Origin of the sequence: Brevundimonas sp. UBA2416 (genome assembly GCF_002343105.1) — a bacterium.
Classification (GTDB): Bacteria; Pseudomonadota; Alphaproteobacteria; order Caulobacterales; family Caulobacteraceae; genus Brevundimonas.
The window spans coordinates 2,212-23,880 of sequence record NZ_DDRM01000037.1 but is presented as its reverse complement, the minus strand read 5'-3'; the positions used below and the strand labels follow the sequence as shown (position 1 = coordinate 23,880).

The 21,669-nt window shown below is 67.7% G+C and carries 24 protein-coding genes; 15 read left to right on the top strand and 9 right to left on the bottom strand.

All coding sequences use genetic code 11. The annotated features are described in order from the left end of the window. Nucleotides 1–66: 66 nt before the first annotated feature. From pdhA to lpdA, 5 genes are read left to right on the top strand one after another with little or no spacing between them, the layout of a single operon-like run. Nucleotides 67–1,092, top strand: coding sequence for a pyruvate dehydrogenase (acetyl-transferring) E1 component subunit alpha (gene pdhA / locus B3E43_RS11515; RefSeq protein WP_292029588.1), 1,026 nt, complete (start codon nucleotides 67–69; stop codon nucleotides 1,090–1,092). After that, nucleotides 1,089–2,435, top strand: a complete 1,347-nt coding sequence (locus B3E43_RS11510; RefSeq protein WP_292029586.1) for a pyruvate dehydrogenase complex E1 component subunit beta — start codon at nucleotides 1,089–1,091, stop codon at nucleotides 2,433–2,435. Before pdhA ends, B3E43_RS11510 begins: the two co-directional genes overlap by 4 nt. Then, nucleotides 2,432–2,743 carry a DUF5076 domain-containing protein gene (locus tag B3E43_RS11505; RefSeq protein WP_292029585.1) on the top strand — a complete coding sequence of 104 codons (312 nt, stop codon included), beginning with the start codon at nucleotides 2,432–2,434 and terminating at the stop codon, nucleotides 2,741–2,743. The genes B3E43_RS11510 and B3E43_RS11505 overlap by 4 nt, the downstream gene beginning before the upstream one ends. Continuing rightward, entirely contained in the window at nucleotides 2,740–3,999 is a 1,260-nt protein-coding gene (locus B3E43_RS11500) for a pyruvate dehydrogenase complex dihydrolipoamide acetyltransferase (RefSeq protein WP_292029584.1), read from the top strand. Before B3E43_RS11505 ends, B3E43_RS11500 begins: the two co-directional genes overlap by 4 nt. A gap of 10 nt (nucleotides 4,000–4,009) precedes the next feature. Continuing rightward, the gene (gene lpdA, locus B3E43_RS11495) at nucleotides 4,010–5,413 is read left to right on the top strand and encodes a dihydrolipoyl dehydrogenase (RefSeq protein WP_292029582.1); all 1,404 of its coding nucleotides are present in this window, start codon (nucleotides 4,010–4,012) and stop codon (nucleotides 5,411–5,413) included. A 6-nt stretch (nucleotides 5,414–5,419) separates the two neighbouring features. On the opposite strand, the gene B3E43_RS11490 is transcribed toward lpdA, so the two are convergent. Beyond that, nucleotides 5,420–7,204: an acyl-CoA dehydrogenase gene (locus B3E43_RS11490; protein WP_292029581.1), complete on the bottom strand. Its 1,785-nt coding sequence runs from the start codon at nucleotides 7,202–7,204 to the stop codon at nucleotides 5,420–5,422. 126 nt (nucleotides 7,205–7,330) lie between these two features. Between B3E43_RS11490 and B3E43_RS11485 the strand changes: the two genes are divergently transcribed. From B3E43_RS11485 to B3E43_RS11475, 3 genes are read left to right on the top strand one after another with little or no spacing between them, the layout of a single operon-like run. Continuing rightward, entirely contained in the window at nucleotides 7,331–7,882 is a 552-nt protein-coding gene (locus tag B3E43_RS11485; protein ID WP_292029580.1) for a cytochrome b, read from the top strand. Continuing rightward, nucleotides 7,861–8,436: a YceI family protein gene (locus tag B3E43_RS11480; RefSeq protein WP_292029576.1), complete on the top strand. Its 576-nt coding sequence runs from the start codon at nucleotides 7,861–7,863 to the stop codon at nucleotides 8,434–8,436. Before B3E43_RS11485 ends, B3E43_RS11480 begins: the two co-directional genes overlap by 22 nt. Next, entirely contained in the window at nucleotides 8,433–9,350 is a 918-nt protein-coding gene (locus tag B3E43_RS11475; protein WP_414631357.1) for an L-threonylcarbamoyladenylate synthase, read from the top strand. Before B3E43_RS11480 ends, B3E43_RS11475 begins: the two co-directional genes overlap by 4 nt. A 3-nt stretch (nucleotides 9,351–9,353) precedes the next feature. Here the strand turns inward: B3E43_RS11475 and B3E43_RS11470 are convergent, their stop codons facing one another. The 3 genes from B3E43_RS11470 to B3E43_RS11460 form a co-directional block, all read right to left on the bottom strand. Then, entirely contained in the window at nucleotides 9,354–10,202 is an 849-nt protein-coding gene (locus B3E43_RS11470) for a 3-hydroxybutyrate dehydrogenase (protein ID WP_292029573.1), read from the bottom strand. A 72-nt stretch (nucleotides 10,203–10,274) separates the two neighbouring features. After that, complete coding sequence (gene yaaA, locus B3E43_RS11465) at nucleotides 10,275–11,042, bottom strand: peroxide stress protein YaaA (protein ID WP_292029572.1); 768 nt, start codon at nucleotides 11,040–11,042, stop codon at nucleotides 10,275–10,277. 72 nt (nucleotides 11,043–11,114) lie between these two features. Continuing rightward, a complete protein-coding gene (locus B3E43_RS11460; protein WP_292029571.1) occupies nucleotides 11,115–11,942 on the bottom strand; it encodes an NAD(P)H-hydrate dehydratase in 828 nt (275 codons plus the stop codon). A gap of 120 nt (nucleotides 11,943–12,062) precedes the next feature. Here B3E43_RS11460 and B3E43_RS11455 point away from each other — a divergent pair, with 120 nt between their 5' ends. The 4 genes from B3E43_RS11455 to B3E43_RS11440 all read left to right on the top strand — a co-directional run bounded on the left by B3E43_RS11455 (nucleotide 12,063) and on the right by B3E43_RS11440 (nucleotide 15,882). Continuing rightward, nucleotides 12,063–12,401, top strand: coding sequence for a P-II family nitrogen regulator (locus B3E43_RS11455; protein ID WP_292029569.1), 339 nt, complete (start codon nucleotides 12,063–12,065; stop codon nucleotides 12,399–12,401). Between the two features lie 74 nt (nucleotides 12,402–12,475). After that, entirely contained in the window at nucleotides 12,476–13,882 is a 1,407-nt protein-coding gene (gene glnA / locus B3E43_RS11450) for a type I glutamate--ammonia ligase (protein WP_292029568.1), read from the top strand. A 117-nt stretch (nucleotides 13,883–13,999) separates the two neighbouring features. Beyond that, nucleotides 14,000–15,094, top strand: a complete 1,095-nt coding sequence (locus B3E43_RS11445; RefSeq protein ID WP_292029565.1) for an AraC family transcriptional regulator — start codon at nucleotides 14,000–14,002, stop codon at nucleotides 15,092–15,094. Between the two features lie 71 nt (nucleotides 15,095–15,165). Next, nucleotides 15,166–15,882 (top strand): CPBP family intramembrane glutamic endopeptidase, BDIM_20840 family, encoded by a 717-nt coding sequence (locus tag B3E43_RS11440; RefSeq protein ID WP_292029564.1) that lies wholly within the window; start codon nucleotides 15,166–15,168, stop codon nucleotides 15,880–15,882. A gap of 48 nt (nucleotides 15,883–15,930) precedes the next feature. Here B3E43_RS11440 and B3E43_RS11435 read toward each other — a convergent pair whose 3' ends face one another. The 5 genes from B3E43_RS11435 to B3E43_RS11415 all read right to left on the bottom strand — a co-directional run bounded on the left by B3E43_RS11435 (nucleotide 15,931) and on the right by B3E43_RS11415 (nucleotide 19,049). After that, nucleotides 15,931–16,206: a hypothetical protein gene (locus B3E43_RS11435; protein ID WP_292029563.1), complete on the bottom strand. Its 276-nt coding sequence runs from the start codon at nucleotides 16,204–16,206 to the stop codon at nucleotides 15,931–15,933. Between the two features lie 57 nt (nucleotides 16,207–16,263). Then, nucleotides 16,264–17,301, bottom strand: a complete 1,038-nt coding sequence (locus B3E43_RS11430) for a DUF4118 domain-containing protein (RefSeq protein WP_292029561.1) — start codon at nucleotides 17,299–17,301, stop codon at nucleotides 16,264–16,266. Nucleotides 17,302–17,341: 40 nt separating this feature from the next. Beyond that, entirely contained in the window at nucleotides 17,342–18,226 is an 885-nt protein-coding gene (gene tatC / locus B3E43_RS11425) for a twin-arginine translocase subunit TatC (protein WP_292029559.1), read from the bottom strand. Continuing rightward, nucleotides 18,223–18,762 (bottom strand): Sec-independent protein translocase protein TatB, encoded by a 540-nt coding sequence (gene tatB / locus B3E43_RS11420; RefSeq protein WP_414631355.1) that lies wholly within the window; start codon nucleotides 18,760–18,762, stop codon nucleotides 18,223–18,225. The genes tatC and tatB overlap by 4 nt, the downstream gene beginning before the upstream one ends. A gap of 71 nt (nucleotides 18,763–18,833) precedes the next feature. Then, a complete protein-coding gene (locus B3E43_RS11415) occupies nucleotides 18,834–19,049 on the bottom strand; it encodes a twin-arginine translocase TatA/TatE family subunit (protein ID WP_292029555.1) in 216 nt (71 codons plus the stop codon). A 110-nt stretch (nucleotides 19,050–19,159) separates the two neighbouring features. Here B3E43_RS11415 and rnhA point away from each other — a divergent pair, with 110 nt between their 5' ends. The 3 genes from rnhA to B3E43_RS11400 form a co-directional block, all read left to right on the top strand. Next, complete coding sequence (gene rnhA, locus B3E43_RS11410) at nucleotides 19,160–19,600, top strand: ribonuclease HI (RefSeq protein WP_292029553.1); 441 nt, start codon at nucleotides 19,160–19,162, stop codon at nucleotides 19,598–19,600. A gap of 93 nt (nucleotides 19,601–19,693) precedes the next feature. Next, entirely contained in the window at nucleotides 19,694–20,965 is a 1,272-nt protein-coding gene (locus B3E43_RS11405) for an efflux RND transporter periplasmic adaptor subunit (RefSeq protein WP_292029551.1), read from the top strand. A gap of 30 nt (nucleotides 20,966–20,995) precedes the next feature. Beyond that, nucleotides 20,996–21,669: efflux RND transporter permease subunit (locus B3E43_RS11400; protein ID WP_292029548.1), on the top strand; the 674-nt coding region annotated here is incomplete at its 3' end.

Here is a 21,669-nt window from a genome sequence, read left to right as displayed (position 1 = left end):
GCTGCTAAACCCCCTTTCCGTAACGACAAGAGGCTCTGAAACCGGAGCCCAGCCGGGAGATGACGGATGGCGAAAGCCCCCGCCGCAAAAACTGCGTCGAAGAAGATTCCCAATACGCCCGGAGCGTCCAAAGAGGACCTGCTGCGCTTCTATCGCGAGATGGTTTTGATCCGCCGATTCGAGGAGCGCGCCGGCCAGCTTTACGGCATGGGCCTGATCGGCGGCTTCTGCCACCTGTACATCGGCCAGGAGGCCGTGGCCGTGGGCGTTCAGGAGAGCGTCAAACAGGGTCACGACAAGATCATCACCGGCTACCGCGACCACGGCCATATGCTGTGCGCGGGCATGGACCCGAAAGAGGTCATGGCCGAACTGACCGGCCGTATTGGCGGTTCGTCCAAGGGCAAGGGCGGGTCGATGCATATGTTCGACACGGCCACCGGCTTCTACGGCGGCCACGGCATCGTGGGGGCCCAGGTCGCCCTCGGCACGGGCCTGGCCTTTGCGGGACGCTATCGCGGCGACGACAGCGTGGCCTTCATCTATTTCGGCGACGGCGCGGCCAACCAGGGCCAGGTTTATGAGAGCTTCAACATGGCCCAGCTGTGGAAGCTGCCGGCCATCTACATCATCGAGAACAACCAATACGCCATGGGCACGAGCATCGAACGCTCCTCGTCCACGACGCAACTGAGCGAGCGGGGCTCCAGCTTCGGCATTCCGGGCGAACAGGTCGACGGCATGGACGTGCTGGCGGTGCGCGAGGCGACGGCCCGCGCCGTCAAGCGCGCCCGTGAAGGCGGCGGGCCCTACATCCTCGAGATGAAGACCTATCGCTACCGCGGCCACTCGATGTCGGATCCGGCCAAATACCGGGCCAAGGAAGAGGTCGATGAGGTCAAGAAGACCCGCGACCCGATCGACCATGTGAAGATGCTGCTCGACCAGGCCGGCGCGACCGAGGACGACCTCAAGGCCATCGATGCCGAGATCAAGACCATCGTCGCCGAGGCCGTCCAGTTCGCCCAGGAAAGCCCGGAGCCGGACCCGTCCGAGCTCTATACCGACGTCTATGTGGAGGCCTCAGCGTGACCGACATTCTCATGCCGGCGCTGTCGCCCACTATGGAAGAGGGCACGCTGACCAAATGGCACATCAAGGCGGGTGACAAGGTCTCCGCCGGCGAAGTCATAGCCGAGATCGAAACGGACAAGGCGACCATGGAGGTCGAGGCCGTCGATGAGGGCGAGGTGCTGGAAATTCTCGTGGCCGAAGGTTCCGAGAACGTGAAGGTCAACACGCCGATCGCCCGTCTGGCCGGCGAGGCCGGCGCCGCCGCCCCCGCGCCGAAGGCTGACGCTCCCGAGGCCGTCGCCGAACCGGAAGCGGCCGCTCCGCCTGCCGCGGCGGCGGCCCCGAAGGCTGAACTGCGCGATCCCGAAATCCCCGCCGACGCCAAACTGGTCAAGACGACCATCCGCGACGCCCTGCGCGACGCCATGGCCGAAGAGATGCGCCGCGACGAGAAGGTCTTCCTGATCGGCGAGGAAGTCGCCCAGTACCAGGGCGCCTACAAGGTCAGCCGCGAACTACTGCAGGAGTTCGGCGACAAGCGCGTCGTCGACACCCCGATCACCGAGCACGGCTTCGCCGGCCTGGGCGTCGGCGCCGCCATGGCGGGTCTGAAGCCGATCGTCGAGTTCATGACCTTCAACTTCGCCATGCAGGCCATCGACCACATCATCAACTCGGCGGCCAAGACGCTTTACATGTCGGGCGGCCAGATCCGCGCCAGCATCGTCTTCCGCGGTCCCAACGGCGCCGCGAGCCGCGTCGGCGCCCAGCACAGCCAGGACTATTCGGCCTGGTACGCCAACGTGCCCGGCCTCAAGGTCATTGCGCCCTATGACGCCGCCGACGCCAAGGGCCTGATGAAGGCCGCCATCCGCGACCCCAACCCCGTCGTCTTCCTCGAGCATGAGATGATGTACGGGCTGGAGTTTGATGTGCCCGAAGGCGACTACGTCCTGCCCATCGGCAAGGCCAAGGTCCGCCGCGAGGGCACGGACGTCACCATCACCGCCCACAGCCGCATGGTCGGCTTTGCGCTTCAGGCCGCCGAACAGCTGGCCGGGGAGGGCATCTCCTGCGAGGTCGTCGACCTGCGCACCCTGCGGCCGTTGGACCACGAGACCATCGTTGAGAGCGTCAAGAAGACCAGCCGTCTGGTCTCGGCGGAGGAAGGCTGGGGTCCGATGGGCGTCGGCGCCGAGGTCGTGGCCCGGGTGATCGAACACGCCTTCGACTACCTCGACGCGCCGCCGATGCGGGTGCACCAGGAAGACGTGCCGCTGCCCTACGCCGCCAATCTCGAAGTCCTGTCGCTTCCGGGCGTGGACAAGATCGTCAAGGCCGTTCGGGCGGTGATGGCATGAGCGAGGCCTCCGAGTTCCAGTTGAAGACCCCCGCCAGCGTCGCCGCCGACGCCGAGGCGGTCGAGATCCTGCGCATCTGGTGGTCGAAGGGCGAGCCGGTCATGGCCATCAAGCCGGCCTTCAACGACCCGCGCCAGTTCGGTCAGGTGCTGGCCATGGCCGCCAAACACATGGCCCACGGCTACAACGTCCGGCACGGCCATGACGAGAAGCAGGCCTATAACAAGATTCTCGCCGGCATCTCCGACGTGCTGAACGGTCCGGGCGTGGCGACCGTGGTCGAGGAACCGACGGGGAGCGCGCAATGACCGACATCCTGATGCCCGCCCTGTCGCCCACGATGGAAGAGGGCGTGCTGGCCAAATGGCACGTCAAGGTCGGCGACACGGTCAAGGCCGGCGACGTCATCGCCGAGATCGAGACCGACAAGGCGACCATGGAGGTGGAGGCCGTCGACGAGGGCGAGGTCACCGACATCCTCGTGGCGGAAGGCACAGAGGGCGTGAAGGTCAATACACCGATCGCGCGGCTTAAGGACGAGGGAGGGGCGACCGCTCCGTCTCCGAAGGCCGCCGCCACGCCGGCGGAGGCTCCCAGGCCCGCCACCGCGCCTGCCGCGGCCCCGAAAGCGGCGCCCGTTCCGGCGAAGGCCGACGGTAGCCGCGTCTTCGCTTCACCCCTGGCGCGCCGTCTCGCGGCCCAAGGCAATATCGACCTGTCCGCGGTCAAGGGCACCGGCCCGCATGGCCGGATCGTCAAACGCGACCTCGAGGGCGCTCCGACTGGCGCGGCGAAACCCGCCGCCGCTTCGGCCCCGGCCGCGACCGGCGAACCCCGCAAGGTCCAGTCCCTGGCCCAGATGGGCATCCCCGACGGCAGCTACGATCTCGTTCCGCTGGACGGCATGCGCAAGGCCATCGCCCGGCGTCTGACCGACAGCTTCCGCGACGTGCCGCATTTCCCGCTGACCATCGACTGCCGCATCGACGGCCTGCTGGCCGCCCGGGTGAAGGTCAACGCCCTGCTCGAAAAGGACGGGGTCAAGGTCTCGGTCAATGACTTCGTCATCAAGGCCAGCGCCATGGCATTGAAGGCCGTGCCCGAGGCCAACGCCAGCTATTCGCCAGAGGGCATCGCCTTGCACCATCACGCCGATGTGGCGATGGCGGTGGCGATCGATGGCGGCCTGATCACCCCGATCATCCGCAAGGCAGAGACCAAGACCCTGTCGCAGATCGCGACGGAGTCCAAGGATCTCGCCAAACGCGCCCGCGACCGCAAGCTGAAGCCCGAGGAGTTCCAAGGCGGCACCTTCTCGGTCTCCAACCTGGGCATGTTCGGCATCCAGTCGTTCGCTTCGATCATCAACGAGCCCCAGGGCGCGATCATGAGCGTCGGCGCCGGGGAGCAGCGCCCCGTCGTGGTCAATGGCCAGCTGGCGGTCGCCACCGTGATGACCGTCACCCTGACCTGCGATCATCGCGTGGTCGACGGCGCCATCGGCGCGAAATTCCTGCAGGTCTTCAAGGCGATGATCGAAGATCCTGTGACGATGCTGGCTTAAGGACGAACCCGTGGCTGAATTCGACCTCATCGTCATCGGTTCGGGCCCCGGCGGCTATGTCGCGGCCATCCGCGCCAGCCAGCTCGGCCAGAAGGTCGCGATCGTCGAGCGCGAGAACCTGGGCGGCATCTGCCTCAACTGGGGCTGTATCCCGACCAAGGCCCTGCTGAAGTCCGGCGAAAAGTACGAGAGCCTGTCGCACCTGAAGGACTACGGCCTGTCGGCGGACAAGGTCGGCTTCGACTTCGCCGCCATCATCGCCCGCTCGCGCGCCGTGGCGAAACAGCTGAACTCGGGCGTCGGCTACCTGATGAAGAAGAACAAGATCGAGGTCATCGAGGGCTCGGCCAGGCTGGAGAAGGGCGCCGCGGCGCCGAAGGTCGTCATTGCTCTGAAGGCCGGCGGTTCGCGCACGGTTGAGGCCAAGGCGGTCATGCTGGCCGTCGGCGCCCGCGCCAAGGCCATTCCGCAGATCGGTCTCGAGGCCGACGGCGACCGGATCTGGGCCTATCGCGAGGCGATGGCGCCGAAGGCCATGCCCGCCTCCATCATCGTCATCGGCTCGGGCGCCATTGGCATCGAGTTCGGCAGCTTCTACCGCGCCCTCGGCGCGGAGGTGACCGTGGTCGAGGCCGTCGACCGCATCATGCCGGTCGAGGACGAGGAGGTCTCCAGGGCGGCCCGGAAGTCGTTCGAGAAGCGCGGCATGAAGTTCCGCGTCGGCTGCAAGGTCACCAAGGTGTCCAAGGGCGGCAAGGGCGTGCAGGTCGCCATCGAGGCTGGCGGCAAGGCCGAGACGCTGGAGGCCGAGGTCTGCATCTCGGCGGTCGGCATCACCGCCAATACCGACGGCATCGGTCTGGAGGCGCTGGGCGTCAATATGGACCGCGGCCACATCACCATCGACGGCCACTGCCAGACGAACGTCAAAGGCCTCTACGCCATCGGCGACTGCGCTGGCGCGCCCTGGCTGGCGCACAAGGCCAGCCACGAAGGCATCCACGCCGCCGAACATATCGCCGGCTTCAGGACGCCGAACGTCCACTCGCCGATCGCCGGCTGCACCTATGCCCAGCCGCAGGTTGCCTCGGTCGGGATCACGGAACAGGGCGCGCGCGAGGCGAAACTGGATGTGAAAATCGGCCGCTTCCCCTTCAAGGTGAACGGCAAGGCCATCGCCTCGGGCGACACCGACGGTTTCGTCAAGACGATCTTCGACGCGAAGACGGGTGCCCTGATCGGCGCCCACATGATCGGCGCCGAGGTCACCGAGATGATCCAGGGCTATGTCACCGCCATCGCCATGGAGGCGACGGAAGAGGACATCCACGGCATCGTCTACCCCCACCCAACCATGTCCGAGGCCATGCACGAGTCGGCGCTGGACGCCTACGGGCGGGTGATCCACATCTGACGGGCCTCAGCCCGCCAGTACGTCCGCGCCCATCCGCTCCAGCAGCGCTCCGCCCTGAAGCACGGCGGTCATGCGGCCCGCTGCGCCGGCCAGCACATTGGCGGCATAGATTTCGTACAGGGTGATCTTGCCTTCCAGCCAGGCCGGGTCCCCCTGACCGCCGTCAAGCTGGTCGCGGGCGTACAGGGCGCCGAGGGCCAGCATCCAGCCACCCGTGACGTCGCCGACCAGTTTCAGATAGGCATCGGCGGCCGCCAGCACATCGGCGGCTCCGTCGGCGGCTCCCTTGCGTTCCATCAGCCAGTCTGAGGCCGTCTCGACGGCCGCCACCCCCTCGGCGAAGGCCTCAACCGGCTTGCCGGAATACAGCCGCGGCAGGATGGCCAGGGTCGCCTTCATGTCGGAGATCAGGTCGCGCGCCGACTGGCCGCCGTCCTGCGACAGCTTGCGGCCGACCAGATCCATGGCCTGGATGCCGTTGGTGCCCTCATAGATCGGGGCGATGCGGGCGTCGCGATAGTACTGGGCGGCGCCGGTCTCCTCGATGAAGCCCATGCCGCCGTGGATCTGCACGCCCAGCGAGGCGACGTCGCAGCCGACATCGGTGGACCATGCCTTGGCGATGGGGGTGAACAGGTCCTCGCGGCCCTTCCAGCGGCGGCGATCCTCTTCCGTGGCGGCGTGCTTCGCCAGATCAGCGGCCACGCCGGTCGACAGGCAGATGGCGCGGGCGGCGGCGATCTTGGCCTTCATCACCGCCAGCATGCGGCGCACATCGGGATGGTCGACGATCGGGGCGTTGGCCTCGCCGGTCCAGGCCGAGCGACCCTGCCGCCGGTCGCGGGCGTAGGCGAGGGCGTGCTGCCAGGCCCGCTCGGCGATGCCGACGCCCTCGACCCCGACGGCGAGGCGGGCGGCGTTCATCATCACGAACATATGGGCGAGGCCCTGGTTGGGCTGGCCAACCAGTTCGGCGGTCGCGCCCTCATAGGACATGACACAGGTCGGGGAGGCGTGGATGCCCAGCTTGTGCTCGACCCCTACGGCGCGGAAGCCGTTGCGGGCGCCGAGCGAGCCGTCCTCGTTCAGCAGGAATTTGGAGGCGAGGAACAGGCTGATCCCCTTGGGCCCCGCGGGCGCATCGGGCAGTCGGGCCAGCACCATGTGGACGATGTTGTCCGTGGCGTCGTGGTCGCCCCAGGTGATGAAGATCTTCTGGCCGTGCAGGGCGTAGGTCCCGTCGCCGTTCGGGGTCGCCGTTGCGGTCAGGGCGCCGAGATCCGACCCCGCGCCCGGCTCGGTCAGCACCATGGCCCCGGTCCACTCGCCGCTGACCAGTCTGGAAAGATAGATCTCCTTCTGCGACGGCGTGCCGTGGGCCTCCAGCGCCTCGATCGCCGCCAGCGACAGCATGGGGCACAGGCCGAAGGCCATATTGGCCGCGTGCACCGTCTCATAGGCTGCCAGCTCAAGCGCCTTGGGCAGGTTCTGGCCGCCGGCGTGGGCGGGGGCGGACAGGCCGGTCCAGCCGCCCTCGGCGAACTGCCGATAGGCGTCGGCGAAGCCCGGCGCTGAGGTGACCTCGCCATCGGCCCAGGTCGAACCCTTCTGGTCGCCGATCCGGTTCAGCGGGGCCAGCACGCCCTCCGAAAACTGGGCCGCCGCCTCGAGCACGGCGCCCATAAGGTCGGCGTCATAGTCGGGGAAGGCGCCGGTGGCCGCGACACGGTCGATGCCCGCCACGGCCTGCAGGGTGAAGGCGAGATCACGGACGGGGGCGCGGTAGGTCATAGGGAGCGGGCCTTGCTGGCGGATTGATCCGCGTTCATGCCGCCTTGCCCCGACGGTATGCAAGCGCGGCCCTTGGCGTCCGGCCCGCGCTGGTCCAGTCTGGATGCCTCGGACGGGTGAGGGACCATGGCTGAACCACGCAACCGTTATTCGTCCGTCTCGCTGTACCTGCACTGGTTGATCGCCGCCCTGGTGGTTGTGCAGGTGGCGCTGATCATGGTCCGCGACGAGACCGAGGGGGAATTCGCCCGAACCCTGCTGAATATTCACAAGTCCGTCGGCCTCGGCATTCTTGTCCTCACCCTGGCGCGTATCGGCTGGCGCGTCGCCAATCCGGCCATTCCCCTGCCGGAACCCATGCCGCGCTGGCAGAAGCTGCTGGCGCGGGGGACCCATGTGTTGTTCTACGTCGTCCTGATCGGCATGCCGCTGGGTGGCTGGGCCGCTTCGTCCGCGGCCGGTCGCGACATCATCTGGTTTGGTCTTTTCGAGTGGCCGGCGCTGCCGATCGGCGGCGGGCGCGAACTGGCGGGACAGCTGATGGACATCCACGAACTGGGGGCCAAGGCGCTCTATGTCCTGATCGCCCTGCATATCGGCGGCGCGCTGAAGCATCATTTCGTCGATCGCGACAACGTCCTGCACCGGATGATCCCGTGGATACCTCGCCGGCCATGAAGCGTCCGGCGGTCCTCGCCCTTGCGGCCCTGGCGCTGCTGACCCTGACGGGCGCGAGAGAGATCGCCTGGACCGTCGATCGGAACGCTTCCCGGATCGAAATGACCGTTCAGGCCTTTGGCGGGTCGCACCGCGGCCGCTTTTCGGACTGGGGCGGCGACATTCTCTTCGACCCCGCCGATCCCGACCGGACCCGGGCCATGATCGTCGTCCGGTCGGCCTCACTGACCATGTCGCCGGCCGCGATCTCGGAGCGCGCCACCGGCCCGGCCTTCCTCGACGCCGCTCGACATCCGGTGATCCGGTTCGATCTGAGGTCGCTCGAACCGGCCGGAGGGGACCGCTATACCGCCCATGCGGTGGTGACGATGAAGGGGGTGACCCGGCCGCTCGCCTTCCCCGTGGACTTGCACGTGACCGGCGACCGGGCGCATCTGACGGGCGCGTTCGTCCTGAATCGCGCGGATTTCGGCATAGGGACATCGGGGCCTTGGAACAGGCTGGTCGGACGGCAGGTGACAGTGCGGGTGGCGCTCCAGGCGCGCCGCGCCTGACTGTGTCCGACGCCGAGGCCGCCCGCGCTCTCGCCGACGGTGGCCTCGTCATCCTTCCGACCGAGACCGTCTATGGCCTCGCCGCCGACGCCGGCAACGCGGTCGCCGTGGCCGCCATCTTCGAGGCCAAGGGCCGGCCGCGCTTCAATCCCCTGATCGCCCATGTCGCAGACGCCGTGCAGGCCGAGACCATCGCCGTGTTCGACGGACGCGCCCGCGCCCTCGCCGAGGCCTTCTGGCCCGGTCCGCTGACGATCGTGGCCCCGGTCCGGGATCGCGACCGTGTCTGCGACCTGGCCCGCGCGGGACTGGACAGCGTCGCCGTCCGCGTGCCCGGCCACGCCCGCGCCCGCGCCGTCATAGCCGCCTTCGGCCGCCCCGTCGTCGCCCCCTCCGCCAACCGTTCAGGCCGCCCCAGCCCCACCACCTTCGCCGACGCAGTGGAAGAGACGGGCGCCTTCGCCGCGGCGGCCATCGACGGCGGCGATTGCGCCGTGGGGGTGGAGAGCACGGTGGTGTCCGTGCTGGACGGCCGCGTCGCCCTGCTGCGCCCAGGCTCGGTCACCCGCGAGGAAATCGAAGCCGTTGTCGGCCCGCTGGACCGGGGCGGGGAGGGGCATCGTTCGCCGGGCCGGATGGCGTTGCACTATGCGCCGGACGCACCGGTGCGGATCGAGGCTAGAGAGGCGCGCCCCGGCGAAATCCTCCTCGGCTTCGGCCCCGGCGTCGGCGCCCTCCGCTGGAGCCTGAGCCCCTCCGGCGACCTGCGCGAGGCGGCGGCCAATCTGTTCCGGCGACTGAGAGAAGCGGACCGCGAGAAGCCGGCGGGGATCGCGGTGTCGCCCGTCCCGACGCAGGGGCTCGGCGAGGCGATCAATGACCGGCTGAGGCGGGCGGCGGGGTTTGTGGGGTAGGCGCTACTGCGCCGTCCACCCGCCGTCGATCGAGAAGCTGGCGCCATTGGCCGACGCCCCCAGGTCGCTGACCAGATACAGCATCATCCCGGTCAGCTCATCGGTCGTGACGAACCGCTTCGTCGGCTGCGAACCGAGGATGACGTCCTTCAACACCGCCTCTTTCGACATCCCGCGCGTGCGGGCCTGGTCGGCGATCTGCTTCTCGACGATGGGCGTCTCGACGAAGCCGGGGCAGAGGGCGTTGCAGGTGATGCCGTCCTGGGCGACTTCCAGCGCCACGGTCTTGGTGAAGCCGATCACGCCGTGTTTGGCCGCGACATAGGCGGACTTGAACGGGCTGGCGACGAGGCCGTGGGCCGAGGCGACGTTGATGATCCGGCCGCGGCCCTGGGCCTTCATGATCGGGATGGCGGCGCGGGTGGCATAGAAGGTCGAGGACAGGTTGATGGCGATGATCTGTTCCCATTTGTCGGACGGGAATTTCTCGACCGCCTCGACGTGCTGGACGCCGGCGTTGTTGATCAGGATGTCGACCCGGCCCAGCTGGTGTTTGCCATAGGCCACCATGTCCGCGACCTCGTCGCCGCGCAGCATGTTGGCGGCGTGATAGCGCACCTGCACGCCGCAGCTGGCCTCAAGCTCCGATCGGGTGCGTTCGATCTCGGACGGGTCGCCCAGGCCGTTCAGCACCACATCGCCGCCGCGCGAGGCAATGGCGCGGGCGAAGGCCAGGCCGATGCCCGAGGTCGAGCCCGAGATCACCGCCACCTGACCCTTCAGGTCGCCTATGTCGCGGAAGGGCTCTCTTGCTGTCTCTGAGCCGTCGCCGCGTTTGGGCCATTGGAACATAGGGGTCTCGTCCGTTCGTCCGTCTTGTGTCGCCAGCCTAGCCGTTCGCGGTTGCGAAGGCGACAGTCGGGATTAATTTCCCGATCTGATGAATATCCACTCTGTCTCGCTCGAGGCCGCCTTGTCAAAGCGATAGCCGTCGCGGTCGAAGGCCTTGAGGTCTTCAGCCTTCTCGATCCGCTCATCGATGGCGAACCGGGTCATGCCGCCGCGCGCCTTCTTGGCGAAGAAGGAGATGATCCGGCTCTCGCCGTCCTTCGATTCCCGGAACTGCGGCGTGACCACAGGCAGGTTCAGCGCCCGGGCGTCGACGGCGCCGAAATATTCCTGGCTGGCCAGGTTCACCAGCACCCGCTGGTCCTGACCTTCGGCATCGGCGTTCAGTTGTCTGGCGATCCGGTCGCCCCAGAAGTCGTACAGGCTGGACCCGCGCCGGGTTTTCAGCCGCGTCCCCATCTCAAGGCGATAGGGCTGGATGCGGTCCAGCGGCCGCAGCAGGCCGTACAGGCCCGACAGGATCCGCACATGCTCCTGGGCGAAGGCCAGCCCGGCGGCATCGAGCTCCCGCGCCTTCAGCCCCTCATAGACGTCGCCGGCGAAGGCGAAGGCCGCCTGCACCCCTTCGGTCGAGTCCGGATCGAAGGCCTGGAACCGCTCGCGGTTCAGCCGCGCCAGATCGTCGGAAAGGCTCATCAGCCGGCGGAGTTCGGCCACCGTGCGGCCCCGCGCCGTTCGCGCCAGGGACGCGGTGTCCTCAAGGAAGCGCCGCTCTGTGGCGGGCAGGGCGGGATCAGGTTCGGTGAAATCCAGCCGTTTGGCCGGGGACAGGACAATCAACAAGACAGAGCTCCGGCGGGGTTGCGTCGGAATAGGCCGCTTCGGCGACAATTTGAACCTTGCGAGGGGTCGCGGTCAGCCGGCCTGTGAATAAAGCGCCGCCAGCACCGCCGGAATCCGGTCCGGCAGATCCTCCGCGGTCAGCCCGGGCCCGAAACCCCGCGCGACCTCCGCATGCATCCAGACGGCGGCACGCGCCGCGTCGAAGCTGTCCATACGCTGGGCCATCAGCCCGGCGATCATCCCCGCCAGCACATCGCCGCTGCCCGCCGTTGCCAGCCAGGGCGTACCATTGTCGTTTACGCCCAGCCGCCCGTCCGGTGCTGCGATTACCGTCGCCGCGCCCTTCAGAACCACAACCGCGCCCGCCCGCTTCGCCGCCTCCGCGGCCGCCGCCTCGCGGCCCAAGTCCAGCAGACCGGGAAACAGCCGTCGGAACTCGCCCTCGTGCGGCGTCAGGACGTCGTCGCGGTCCAGCACCTCGAACAGGTCGGTGGGCCAACCCTCGAACACCGTCAGCCCGTCGGCGTCCACCACCATCGCCACCCCGGTTTCGGCCAGGGCGCGGACATTGGCCCGGGTGGCGTCATTGATCCCGGCCGCCGGGCCGATCACGACGGCGTCCAGGTTCGCGGCCGCCTCCGAAAGGGCCTCCTCAGAGCCGAACGGGGTCAGCATTATCGCCTCGATCGCCGGCGCGATCACGGCCGCCGCATCCGGCGGGCACAGGATGCGCACCACGCCGGCGCCGATCCTCAGGCCCGCTCTCGCCGCCAGCCGCGCCGCGCCCGTCTGGTTCGCCTTGCCGGACACCACGCCCAGCCGTCCGCGCGCGTGTTTGTGCGCATCCACCCCCGGCCAGGGCAGGGCCGCGCGCCAGTCGGGCAGGGCGGGCCGGGTCATGCCGGCCTGTGTCCGTTCACGGATGGCGACTCCGGACGAAAAACGCTTGCCTTATTGTGCAATGCAATGTCCCTTTGCTGTCCAAGTGTGCGGCACGATATGGCCCGCCTGGGATCGCCGATGAAAAAGATTGAAGCCGTCATCAAGCCCTTCAAGCTGGATGAAGTAAAAGAAGCGCTGCAGGACGCGGGCGTGCAGGGCATGACTGTCCTGGAAGCCAAGGGATATGGTCGCCAGAAGGGTCATTCCGAACTCTACCGCGGAGCCGAATACGTCATCGACTTCCTTCCCAAGATCAAGATCGAGGTGGTGGTTCCCGACGACATGGTCAATTCGGTCGTCGACGCCATCCAGGCCGCCGCGCGCACCGGCAAGATCGGCGACGGCAAGATCTTTATCTCCGACGTCCTTGACGTCATCCGCATCCGCACCGGCGAATCCGGCGCCCAGGCCGTCTAGCCAACCCATCCATCGGCCGTTCCGCAAGGCGCGGCCGTTTTTCTTCCTCCCCCGCCAGACAGGATCCACAAGACATGAGCGCCGGCAAGATTCTTAAGGATATCAAGGAGAAGGACGTCAAATACGTCGATCTCCGTTTCACCGACACCAAGGGGCGGATGCAGCACGTCACCTTCGACATCGACCTGGTCGATGAAGAGTTCCTCGAAGAGGGGACCATGTTCGACGGCTCCTCGATCGCCGGCTGGAAGGCGATCAATGAGTCCGACATGCTTCTGAAGCCGGACCTGAACGGCTACTGGATCGACCCCTTCTACCAGCAGACCACGATGTTCCTGTTCTGCGACGTGCTGAACCCCGACACCGGCGAGCCCTACAACCGCGACAGCCGCTCGATGGCCAAGAAGGCCCTGGCCTATGTGCAGTCCTCGGGCGTGGGCGACACCGTCTTCTTCGGCCCGGAAGCCGAGTTCTTCATCTTCGACGACGTGCGCTGGAGCACCGCTCCGCACGATACCGGCTACACCTATGACTCGATCGAGTTGCCGGCCAACACGGGCGCCGAATACTCCGAAGGCAATATGGGCCACCGCCCCACTCACAAGGGCGGCTATTTCCCGGTCAACCCGACCGACAGCGCCCAGGACCTGCGCGGCGAAATGCTGGGTGTGATGCGCGATCTGGGCATGCAGCCCGAGAAGCATCACCATGAGGTCGCCCCGGCCCAGCACGAACTGGGCCTGAAGTTCAGCGACCTGCTGACCATGGCCGACCGTCTGCAGCTCTACAAATACGTCATCCACAATGTCGCCGCCGCCTACGGCAAGTCGGCCACCTTCATGGCCAAGCCGACCTTCGGCGACAACGGTTCGGGCATGCATGTTCACCAGTCGATCTGGCGTGACGGCAAGCCGCTGTTCGCGGGTGACAAATACGCCGGCCTGTCGGACCTCTGCCTCTGGTACATCGGCGGCATCATCAAACACGCCAAGGCCATCAACGCCTTCGCCAACTCGACGACCAACTCCTACAAGCGCCTGGTCCCCGGCTATGAAGCCCCGGTCAAGCTGGCCTATTCGGCCCGCAACCGCTCGGCCTCGATCCGGATTCCGTGGGTCAATTCGCCCAAGGCCAAGCGTATCGAAGCCCGCTTCCCCGATCCGATGGGCAACCCCTACCTGACCTTCGTCGCCCTGCTGATGGCCGGCCTCGACGGCATCGAGAACCGCATCGATCCGGGCGCGCCGGCCGACAAGAACCTCTACGATCTGCCGCCGGAAGAGCGCGGCTCGATCCCCGAGGTCTGCGGCTCGCTGAAAGAAGCGCTCGACAGCCTCGACAAGGACCGCGCCTTCCTCAAGAAGGGCGGCGTCATGGATGACGACTTCATCGACAGCTACATCGAGCTGAAGATGGAAGAGGTGATGCGCCTGCAACTGCACCCGCACCCCGTCGAATTCGACATGTACTACAGCTGCTGATCGGCGGCTGACCCAATGAGAATGGCCCCGGACGGTTCGCCGTCCGGGGCCTTTTTCTTGCCGCCGGGGGTGGTGGCTCCCTTGTCCCGATCGTGGGCCGGCCGCTAGGCTGGCGCAATGACACCCGAGGAGATCGACGTCATCGTGCGGGTCGCCGGCGCGACCCTGCTGCTGACGGCGGCCGCGTTGCTGGTCGTTCGGAGGCAACGGCGAAGAGGCCTGTTCTTTCTCCCTCTCGCCGTCTGCCTGTGCGGTTTTCTCGCTGGCAATACGCCGGATGCAGCCCTTCGTCTGAGTGGTCTGGTGGGTGAGGTCTCGCGGCTGCTGAGCGGTTTCGCGGCCGTCTTCCTCTGGTGGTTCTGCCTGTCCGTCTTCGACCGAACGTTCCGGCCGCGTGGTCCGGTCCTCGCCACCGGCGTCGCCTGGATCGCTATCGCGGCCGTGGACCGGGGCATGTTCGGAGAGGCGCTCGCCGGCGCCGGACTGTCCTGGCTGCTGATCGCCCTCGGCTTCGGCATGGTCGCCCATCTGGCGTGGCGGCTGATCCACGACCGCCCGGGCGACCTGATAGACGAACGCCGCAAGGCCCGTGTCCTCGTCGTCCTTTTGCTGGGCGGGCAGCTTTTCGCCGACCTCATCATCGACGTCGTCATGGGTTTCGACTGGCAGCCCCATGGGTTCAGCATTCTGCAGAATGCCACCCTGCTGGCCTTCACCGGCTGGCTCCTGCATCTGCAGTTCGGTCTGCTGACGCGACCGCTGCCCTACGCCGTCGGGTCGGGGATCGACCGCGGGCCGGCGCCGCCCGCCCCCTCGCCGGAGGCGGACCGTTTGAGGGAGCGGCTGCGAGTGCTGGTCGAGGTCGACCAGGTCCACCTTGATCCCGACCTCACCTTTGACCGCTTCGTTTCCCTGATGGGCGCGCCGGACCGCACGGTGCGCCGACTGATCAACCAGCAGCTCGGCCATGACCATTCCCGGACCTTCCTGAACAGCCATCGGATGATCGAGGCGCGCCGCCGGCTGACCGATCCCGCACGCCGCCACGACAAGCTGATCACCGTCGCCATGGACAGCGGCTTCTCGTCGCTGGCGTCATTCAACCGTGTCTTCCAGGATCTCGAGTCCTGCCCGCCCAGCGTTTTCCGGCAGAGGGCTCTGGCGCCGACCAACGAGCCGACGGAAGCCCGCCCGATTCTGAGGAACGATTAGCCGACTCCTGAGAAGCGCGCCCCCCGGGCGCCCTCTAGTCAGCCGCCTTCGATAGCGAAGGAGATCGACGCATGGACAGCATGGTGGCCACATTGGGCGGGGGGACGATCCTGCTCCTGGCGGGCGGAGCGTTTGGCTTGTTGAGTCGGCGCGGGTTCTCGTTGCGCTGGCTGCTGGTCGCCGTGGCGCTCGCCGTCGTCAATGACGCCATGCTGACCAACGGCTACGGCCTCATTCCGGATCTGCTCCCGCAAAGCGCGTGGAACTGGCAGGGCAAGATCCTGGCGCTGGCCGCAACCCTGATTATCGCCTCCTTGCCGGCCTTCGGCTGGCGGCGATCCGGGCTGACTCTCGTCCAGGCCGCTGGCAGTCTGAAATCAGCGATACCCGTCGTGCTGGTCTATATGGCCTTCTTCGCGGGGCTCGCCGTGGCGTTTCCGTCTTCGCCCGCGACGGCGGAAACGATAGCCTTCCAGCTGACCATGCCGGGGCTGGAGGAGGAAGCCTTCTATCGCGGGACCCTGCTCTTCGCCCTCGACCGCGCCTTCCTCGGCCGGTGGAGATTCCTGGGTGTGGACTGGGGATGGGGCGCGCTGTTGTCCTGCGTCATGTTCGGACTGGCCCACGCCTTCGGCTTCTCGGAGGGTCAGTTCTCGTTCGATCCGTTGACGATGGCCCTGACCGCCGTCCCATCCTTTATCGGCGTGTGGCTGGTCTTGCGGACCCGAAGCGTCCTGCTCCCGGCTGTCCTGCACAATTTCGGGAACGCGATCACCCTGATGTTCTAGACGAACGCCGGACGGCAAGCCGTCCGGCGTTTCTCTACGGACTGCGTTCTAGCGGTTGGTCGTCTCGACCTCGATGCCGTCACGGCCGGCGCGGACGGTGGTGCTGTCATCGCGGCGGTCGCTTTCGATGACGACGGGCGGCGACGGGACGGCGACTTCACGCTCGATGACCACGGGGGCGGCCGGAACCTCACGCTCGATGATGGTCGTGGTGTCGGTGTCGCGGTCGGCGTCGGAAGTGTCGGCGGCCGGCGTGCAGGCTGTGGTGGCGAAGGCGATGGCGCCGAAAGCGGCGACGGTGGTGAGCGTGTGGCGGATGGTCATGGGCGGACTCCTGAATGGGAACCAGGTGCAAACGGCCACGCTCGGCCCTTGTTCCGCCTAGTGCAGGCTGACCGCCACCGGGTTCCAGAGGTCCGCAGCCTTGATCTCGACCGGGAAGGTGATGCGCACGCTACCGCCCGCGGCGCCCCGGGTGATCAGCAAGCGGCCGCCCAGCTGTTCGGTGATCGCCTCGAACAGCGGCATGTCTGCAGGCGCAGGCCCTTCACCGTCGGTCACGACGAGGTTCAGGGATCGCTCCTGACCGTCTTCGTCCAGGGTGACGGCGAGGGCCACGGCGCCGCGCTGGGCCTTCAGCGTGTTCAGATACTCGAGCAGGACCAGTCCCAGCGAGGTGGCCTGCTCAAGCGGCACGTCCCTGGCGCCGACGGCGATGCTGACGCGGGCGGACGGCACGCCGCCCCGGGCCGCGGCGGCCTCGACCAGTTTGCGGGCGAAGGCCTCGAACGGGATGTAGCGGTCGCCGCCGCCGGTGAACTCCCGGTGCGTTCGCGAGATCACCAGGGTGCGCGAGGCGGCGTTGGTGAGCACCCGGGAAACGAACGGATCGGCTTCCTCACGGGCCCGGAGCTGCAGGATGGCCGAGATGAGCTGCAGATGGTCGGTGGTGCGCTGGGCGTGGTCACGGAACAGTTCGGCCTGACCCATGGCCAGGGCTTCGACCTGGGCATGTCTGGTGGTCAGGGTGTTCAGCCGGGCCCGGATGGTGCTTAGCACATGGATCAGCAGCAGGGACGAGACGAGGAAGAAGCCCAGCGAAACCATGGCCCGGCCATCGGTCGGGAAGGAGAAGGGCGCGGGCCCCATGAAATTATAGACGATCACCGTGGACAGCCCGGCGGCCATCAGGCCCGGCCTCGCGCCGAGCCAGTAGGCGGACAGGATCACCCCCGGATAGAAGCAGGTGTAGCCATAGCCGCTGGCCAGATACGGCGAGAGCAGCAGCCGCACCCAGAGCGAGATCAGCACCAGACACAGGGCGGCCCAGTAACGCGCGCCGGGAACCCGCTTGAGCCGGGCCAGCAGGGCGGCGGCCCGGGCGGCCGGCGGCTTCAGGAAATGGGTGGACGCGTCCATGCGATCTTCCTAGCACAACCGTCCGGAAGCGTCGCCCGGATCAGGCCACGCCCTCGGCCGCATCGGCCTTCTTCCGCCGCAGCTCGATCAGTCGCACGCACCAGATCGAGACCTCGTAGAGCAGCACCAGCGGAATGCCGAGCATGATCTGGCTGAGTGGGTCCGGCGGCGTGACGAAGGCGGCCACAACCGCGATGGCCACGATGGCGTATTTCCGGCTGGCCGCGAGCGCACTCGACGAAACGATTCCGGCCATCCCGAGAAGCGTCATGACCACGGGCAACTGGAAGCAGAGCCCGAACGCCAGCAGCAGGGCCATCACGAGATTCAGATAGTCCGATACCCGCGGCAGGAGCTCTGCCGAGATGCCGCCGCCGCTGATCTGCTGCCCGAGGGAGAACAGCATGACGAAGGGCAGCATGACATAATAGACCAGCGCCGCGCCCAGCAGGAACAGCAGAGGGGCCGCGATCAGGAAGGGCAGGAAGGCCCCCTTTTCGTTGCGGTAGAGACCCGGCGCGACGAAGCGGTACAGCTGCCAGGCCATTACGGGGAAGGTGATGACCACCGCTCCGAAGGCCGCCAGTTTCATCTTGGTGATGAGGAATTCCAGAGGCGCGGTGAAGATCAGGTTCACGGTTTCGCCGTCGCCCCGCGGCACCGGCACCAGGCCGGCCGTCCCGAGAATGAGGTCGAAGGGGGAAACGCTGCCGTCCGGGCCTGCCGCTTCGCGGAACTGGGCGGCGACCGCGAACGGCTGGACGAGGAAGACATAAATCGGGTCGGCGACGATGAAACAGCCGATGAAACCGAGCACGAAGGCGATGACGCAGACCACCAGCCGGCTGCGAAGCTCGATAAGGTGATCCATCAGGGGCGCGCGCGACGCCTCGATCTCGTCCTCGTCGCGGTCCGGCGTGTTCACAGGTCAGCCGCCTTCCTGCCGGTGGAGGGTTTGCGGGTCGATGCAACGCGCTTCGTGGTCTTTGTCGACGAGCCCGCCGACGCCGGGCCTTTCGCCGGCCTGGAAGGGACCGAAGCCTCGGCCTTGGTTTCTTCCCCGGCCTTGGCGCGTGGCTTGCGTGGCGTCTTCGGTGTGCTTTTCGCCGCCGGCGCGTCCACGGGTGCCGGAAGGGATGTCATTGCCGGCGGATTGTCCGGCCATTCGTCATGCCCCGGCACGGCTGAGACGGAACTCTCCAGTGGCCGGTTCAGATCCTTGCTGATGTCCTTGAACGTCGCTTCGGCCTCGGCACCGAGCGGCACGAGGCCCTGACCCGTACGCAGGGCCTCGACCTCCTTGCGCAACTCGTCGAGCTCGGCTTGCCGCGCCATCTCGTCGAAGCTGGAGCGGAATTCTCCAGCCATGGCCCGCGCCTTGCCCACGGCCCTGCCGACCTTGCGCAGGAGCAAGGGCAGGTCTTTCGGTCCGACGACGATGAGCGCCAGCAGGCCGATCACAAGGATTTCCAGCCCGCCGATTCCGGGGCCAAGTCCACCCATCCGTCAGTGTCTCCGACGCGAAACGGGGCTTAAGACTTCAGGTCTTCTTTTTCGGCCTCGGTGCGGGGCAGGGTGCCCGCCCGTTCATCCCGGGGCTTGTCGGCGTCGCTGTCCTTCAGGCCGTCACGGAAGGCGCGGATGCCCTTGGCGGCATCGCCCATCAGGCCGGACAGCTTCCCGCGCCCGCCGAACAGCAGAAGGGCGAGGGCGGCGATGATAAGGATCTGCCAGATACCGGGTTGCATGGCGCTTCATCTCAGTCAGCGGCGCGGGCGACATTGCCCGGCCAAAATCTTGGTCCTGCATATAGGCGCTTCAGTGGCGTGACGCCAAGCGAACCTGATAGGAGGCGCGCATGAGTCACGTGATCATCCACACCGACGGCGCCTGCAAGGGCAATCCCGGCCCCGGCGGCTGGGGCGCCATCCTGCAGACCGGAGGGGGTCACGAGAAGGAGCTTTGGGGCGGCGAGCCGCTGACCACCAACAACCGCATGGAGCTGATGGGCGCGATCAGCGCGCTGGAGGCCCTGACCCGGCCGTGCCGCGTCGATCTGCACACCGACAGCCGCTACGTGATGGACGGCATCACCAAATGGATCGGCCCGTGGAAAGCGCGCGGCTGGAAGACGGCGGACAAGAAGCCGGTCAAGAACGAGGACCTGTGGAAACGCCTCGACGCCGCCCGCACCCGTCACGAGGTGAAATGGCACTGGGTCAAGGGCCACGCCGGCGACCCCGGCAACGAGCGCGCCGACGCCCTCGCAAACCGGGGGGTCGCGGCCGCCTCGGGGTAACCAAGCGCGCACACGATTCACGGGTAGCCATTACATTCATCCGCTTTTGCCCCCACCGCACCCTCCGGCATGCCTTCGAAGAAGACCCACATCGTGATCGCTGCAATCGGCCTGGCTGTCGTTGGCGGCGGCGCCTGGTACTGGCAGAACAAGGTGGCCGCGCCGGGTGCGACCGGCGTCGCAGGGGGGGCGAGCATGGGCACGGGGTCCGGCGCCCCGGCGCCGGGTGCCGCGCCTGGTCGCCAGGCTGGCGGGCCCGGTGGCGGTGGTGGTGCGGCAGGGCCCGGCGGACCGGGCGGTCCGGCGCCGGTGGAGGTGGGCAAGGTCGAGGCGCTGACCCTCACCGACGACGCGCAGGCCGTGGGCTCGCTGCGGTCTCGCCAGGGCGTGATGCTGCGCCCCGAGGTGGCCGGCCGCATCGCGCAGATCAACTTCGCCGATGGCCAGCGCGTCAAGCGCGGCCAGTTGCTGGTGCAGCTCGACGACACGCTGCAGCGCGCCCAGGTGCAGCAGGCCGAGGCGCAGGCGGCGATCGCCCGCACCAACCTGCAGCGCAGCCGTGAACTGGTGGCGCAGGGATTCGTCTCGCAGAGCGCCGTCGACCAGAACGAGGCCGCGCTGCTGGTGGCCGAGGCGCAGGTGGCCCTGGCGCGCGCCCAGCTGGCGCGCATGAAGATCCTGGCCCCCTTCGACGCCACCGCCGGCATCAAGACGGTCAGCGTCGGCGACTACCTGAAGGACGGCGCCGACATCGTCAACCTCGAGGACATGTCGTCGATGTCGGTCGACTTCCGGCTGCCCGAGCGCTACCTGGCGCGTGTGAAGGTGGCCCAGCCGGTCGATGTGCCGGTCGACGCCGTGCCCGGGCGCAGTTTCAAGGGCCGGGTCGAGGCGGTGGACTCGCAGGTCGACGCCAACGGGCGTTCGCTGCTGGTGCGTGCCCGGGTCGACAACGCCGACGCCGTGCTGCGCCCCGGCATGTTTGCGCGGCCGCGCATCGTCTTTGCCGTGCGCGAAGGTGCGCTCGTCGTGCCCGAAGAGGCGCTGGTGCCGCAGGGCAACCGGCAATTCGTCTTCAAGATCGAGCCCAACGGGCAGGGCGGGCAGCAGGCGCGCCGCATCGAGGCCAAGCTGGGCCTGCGGCTGCTTGGCAAGGTCGAGCTGCTGGACGGCGTGCAGGCCGGTGACCTCGTCGTCACCGCCGGCCATGGCCGGCTGCGCGGCGAGACGACGCCGGTGCGTGCGATCGACCTCTCGCGTCCCGGTGCCGGCCCGCGCGGACCCGGGGCGCCAGGTCGCGGCGCCAGTGCACCCGGCGGCGCCGGCTCCGGCCCCGGCACGGGCCGACCGATGCCTTCCGCCTGAAGCCGAGACCGACGTCGAGGAGCCCGCCCCATGCGCCTGTCCGAAACCTCGATCCGCCGCCCCGTGCTGGCGACGGTGATGTCGCTGCTGCTGATCCTGGTCGGTCTGGTGTCGTTCAAGCAGCTCTCGATCCGCGAGTACCCGCGCATCGACGAGCCGCTGGTCACCGTCAACACGCGGCTGCTCGGCGCCTCCAGCGAGGTCATCGAATCGCAGGTCACCAAGCCGCTCGAGGACTCGATCGCCGGCATCGACGGCGTCGACATCATGACCTCGATCTCGCGCACCGAGCAGAGCCAGATCACGGTGCGCTTCCGCCTGACCAAGGACCCGGATACCGCCGCCGCCGAGGTGCGCGACCGCGTCGCGCGCGTGCGCGGTCGCCTGCCCGACGCCGTCGATGAACCGGTGATCGCCAAGGTCGAGGCCGATGCCACGCCCACCATCTGGCTGGCCTACACCAGCGAGACGCTGTCGCCGCTGGAGCTCACCGACCTCATCAACCGTGTCGTCAAGCCGCGCCTGCAGACCGTGCCCGGCGTGGCCGACGTGCAGATCGGCGGCGACCGCAAGTTCTCGATGCGCGTCTGGCTCGACCCCGACAAGCTGGCCGCCTACCGCCTGACGGTGCAGGACGTCGAGGACGCGCTGCGCAAGCAGAACCTCGAGGTGCCGGCTGGCCGCATCGAGAGCCGGCAGCGCGA

Bases quoted from the DNA above. Each gene is read 5' to 3' on its own strand.
- B3E43_RS11440 (WP_292029564.1), top strand. From the start codon at position 15,166: ATGGACAGCATGGTGGCCACATTGGGCGGGGGGACGATCCTGCTCCTG.
- B3E43_RS11415 (WP_292029555.1), bottom strand. From the start codon at position 19,049: ATGCAACCCGGTATCTGGCAGATCCTTATCATCGCCGCCCTCGCCCTT.
- B3E43_RS11445 (WP_292029565.1), top strand. From the start codon at position 14,000: ATGACACCCGAGGAGATCGACGTCATCGTGCGGGTCGCCGGCGCGACC.
- B3E43_RS11435 (WP_292029563.1), bottom strand. From the start codon at position 16,206: ATGACCATCCGCCACACGCTCACCACCGTCGCCGCTTTCGGCGCCATC.
- B3E43_RS11430 (WP_292029561.1), bottom strand. From the start codon at position 17,301: ATGGACGCGTCCACCCATTTCCTGAAGCCGCCGGCCGCCCGGGCCGCC.
- B3E43_RS11490 (WP_292029581.1), bottom strand. From the start codon at position 7,204: ATGACCTACCGCGCCCCCGTCCGTGATCTCGCCTTCACCCTGCAGGCC.
- B3E43_RS11470 (WP_292029573.1), bottom strand. From the start codon at position 10,202: ATGTTCCAATGGCCCAAACGCGGCGACGGCTCAGAGACAGCAAGAGAG.
- B3E43_RS11505 (WP_292029585.1), top strand. From the start codon at position 2,432: ATGAGCGAGGCCTCCGAGTTCCAGTTGAAGACCCCCGCCAGCGTCGCC.
- B3E43_RS11460 (WP_292029571.1), bottom strand. From the start codon at position 11,942: ATGACCCGGCCCGCCCTGCCCGACTGGCGCGCGGCCCTGCCCTGGCCG.
- B3E43_RS11500 (WP_292029584.1), top strand. From the start codon at position 2,740: ATGACCGACATCCTGATGCCCGCCCTGTCGCCCACGATGGAAGAGGGC.
- B3E43_RS11455 (WP_292029569.1), top strand. From the start codon at position 12,063: ATGAAAAAGATTGAAGCCGTCATCAAGCCCTTCAAGCTGGATGAAGTA.
- glnA (WP_292029568.1), top strand. From the start codon at position 12,476: ATGAGCGCCGGCAAGATTCTTAAGGATATCAAGGAGAAGGACGTCAAA.
- B3E43_RS11485 (WP_292029580.1), top strand. From the start codon at position 7,331: ATGGCTGAACCACGCAACCGTTATTCGTCCGTCTCGCTGTACCTGCAC.
- pdhA (WP_292029588.1), top strand. From the start codon at position 67: ATGGCGAAAGCCCCCGCCGCAAAAACTGCGTCGAAGAAGATTCCCAAT.
- rnhA (WP_292029553.1), top strand. From the start codon at position 19,160: ATGAGTCACGTGATCATCCACACCGACGGCGCCTGCAAGGGCAATCCC.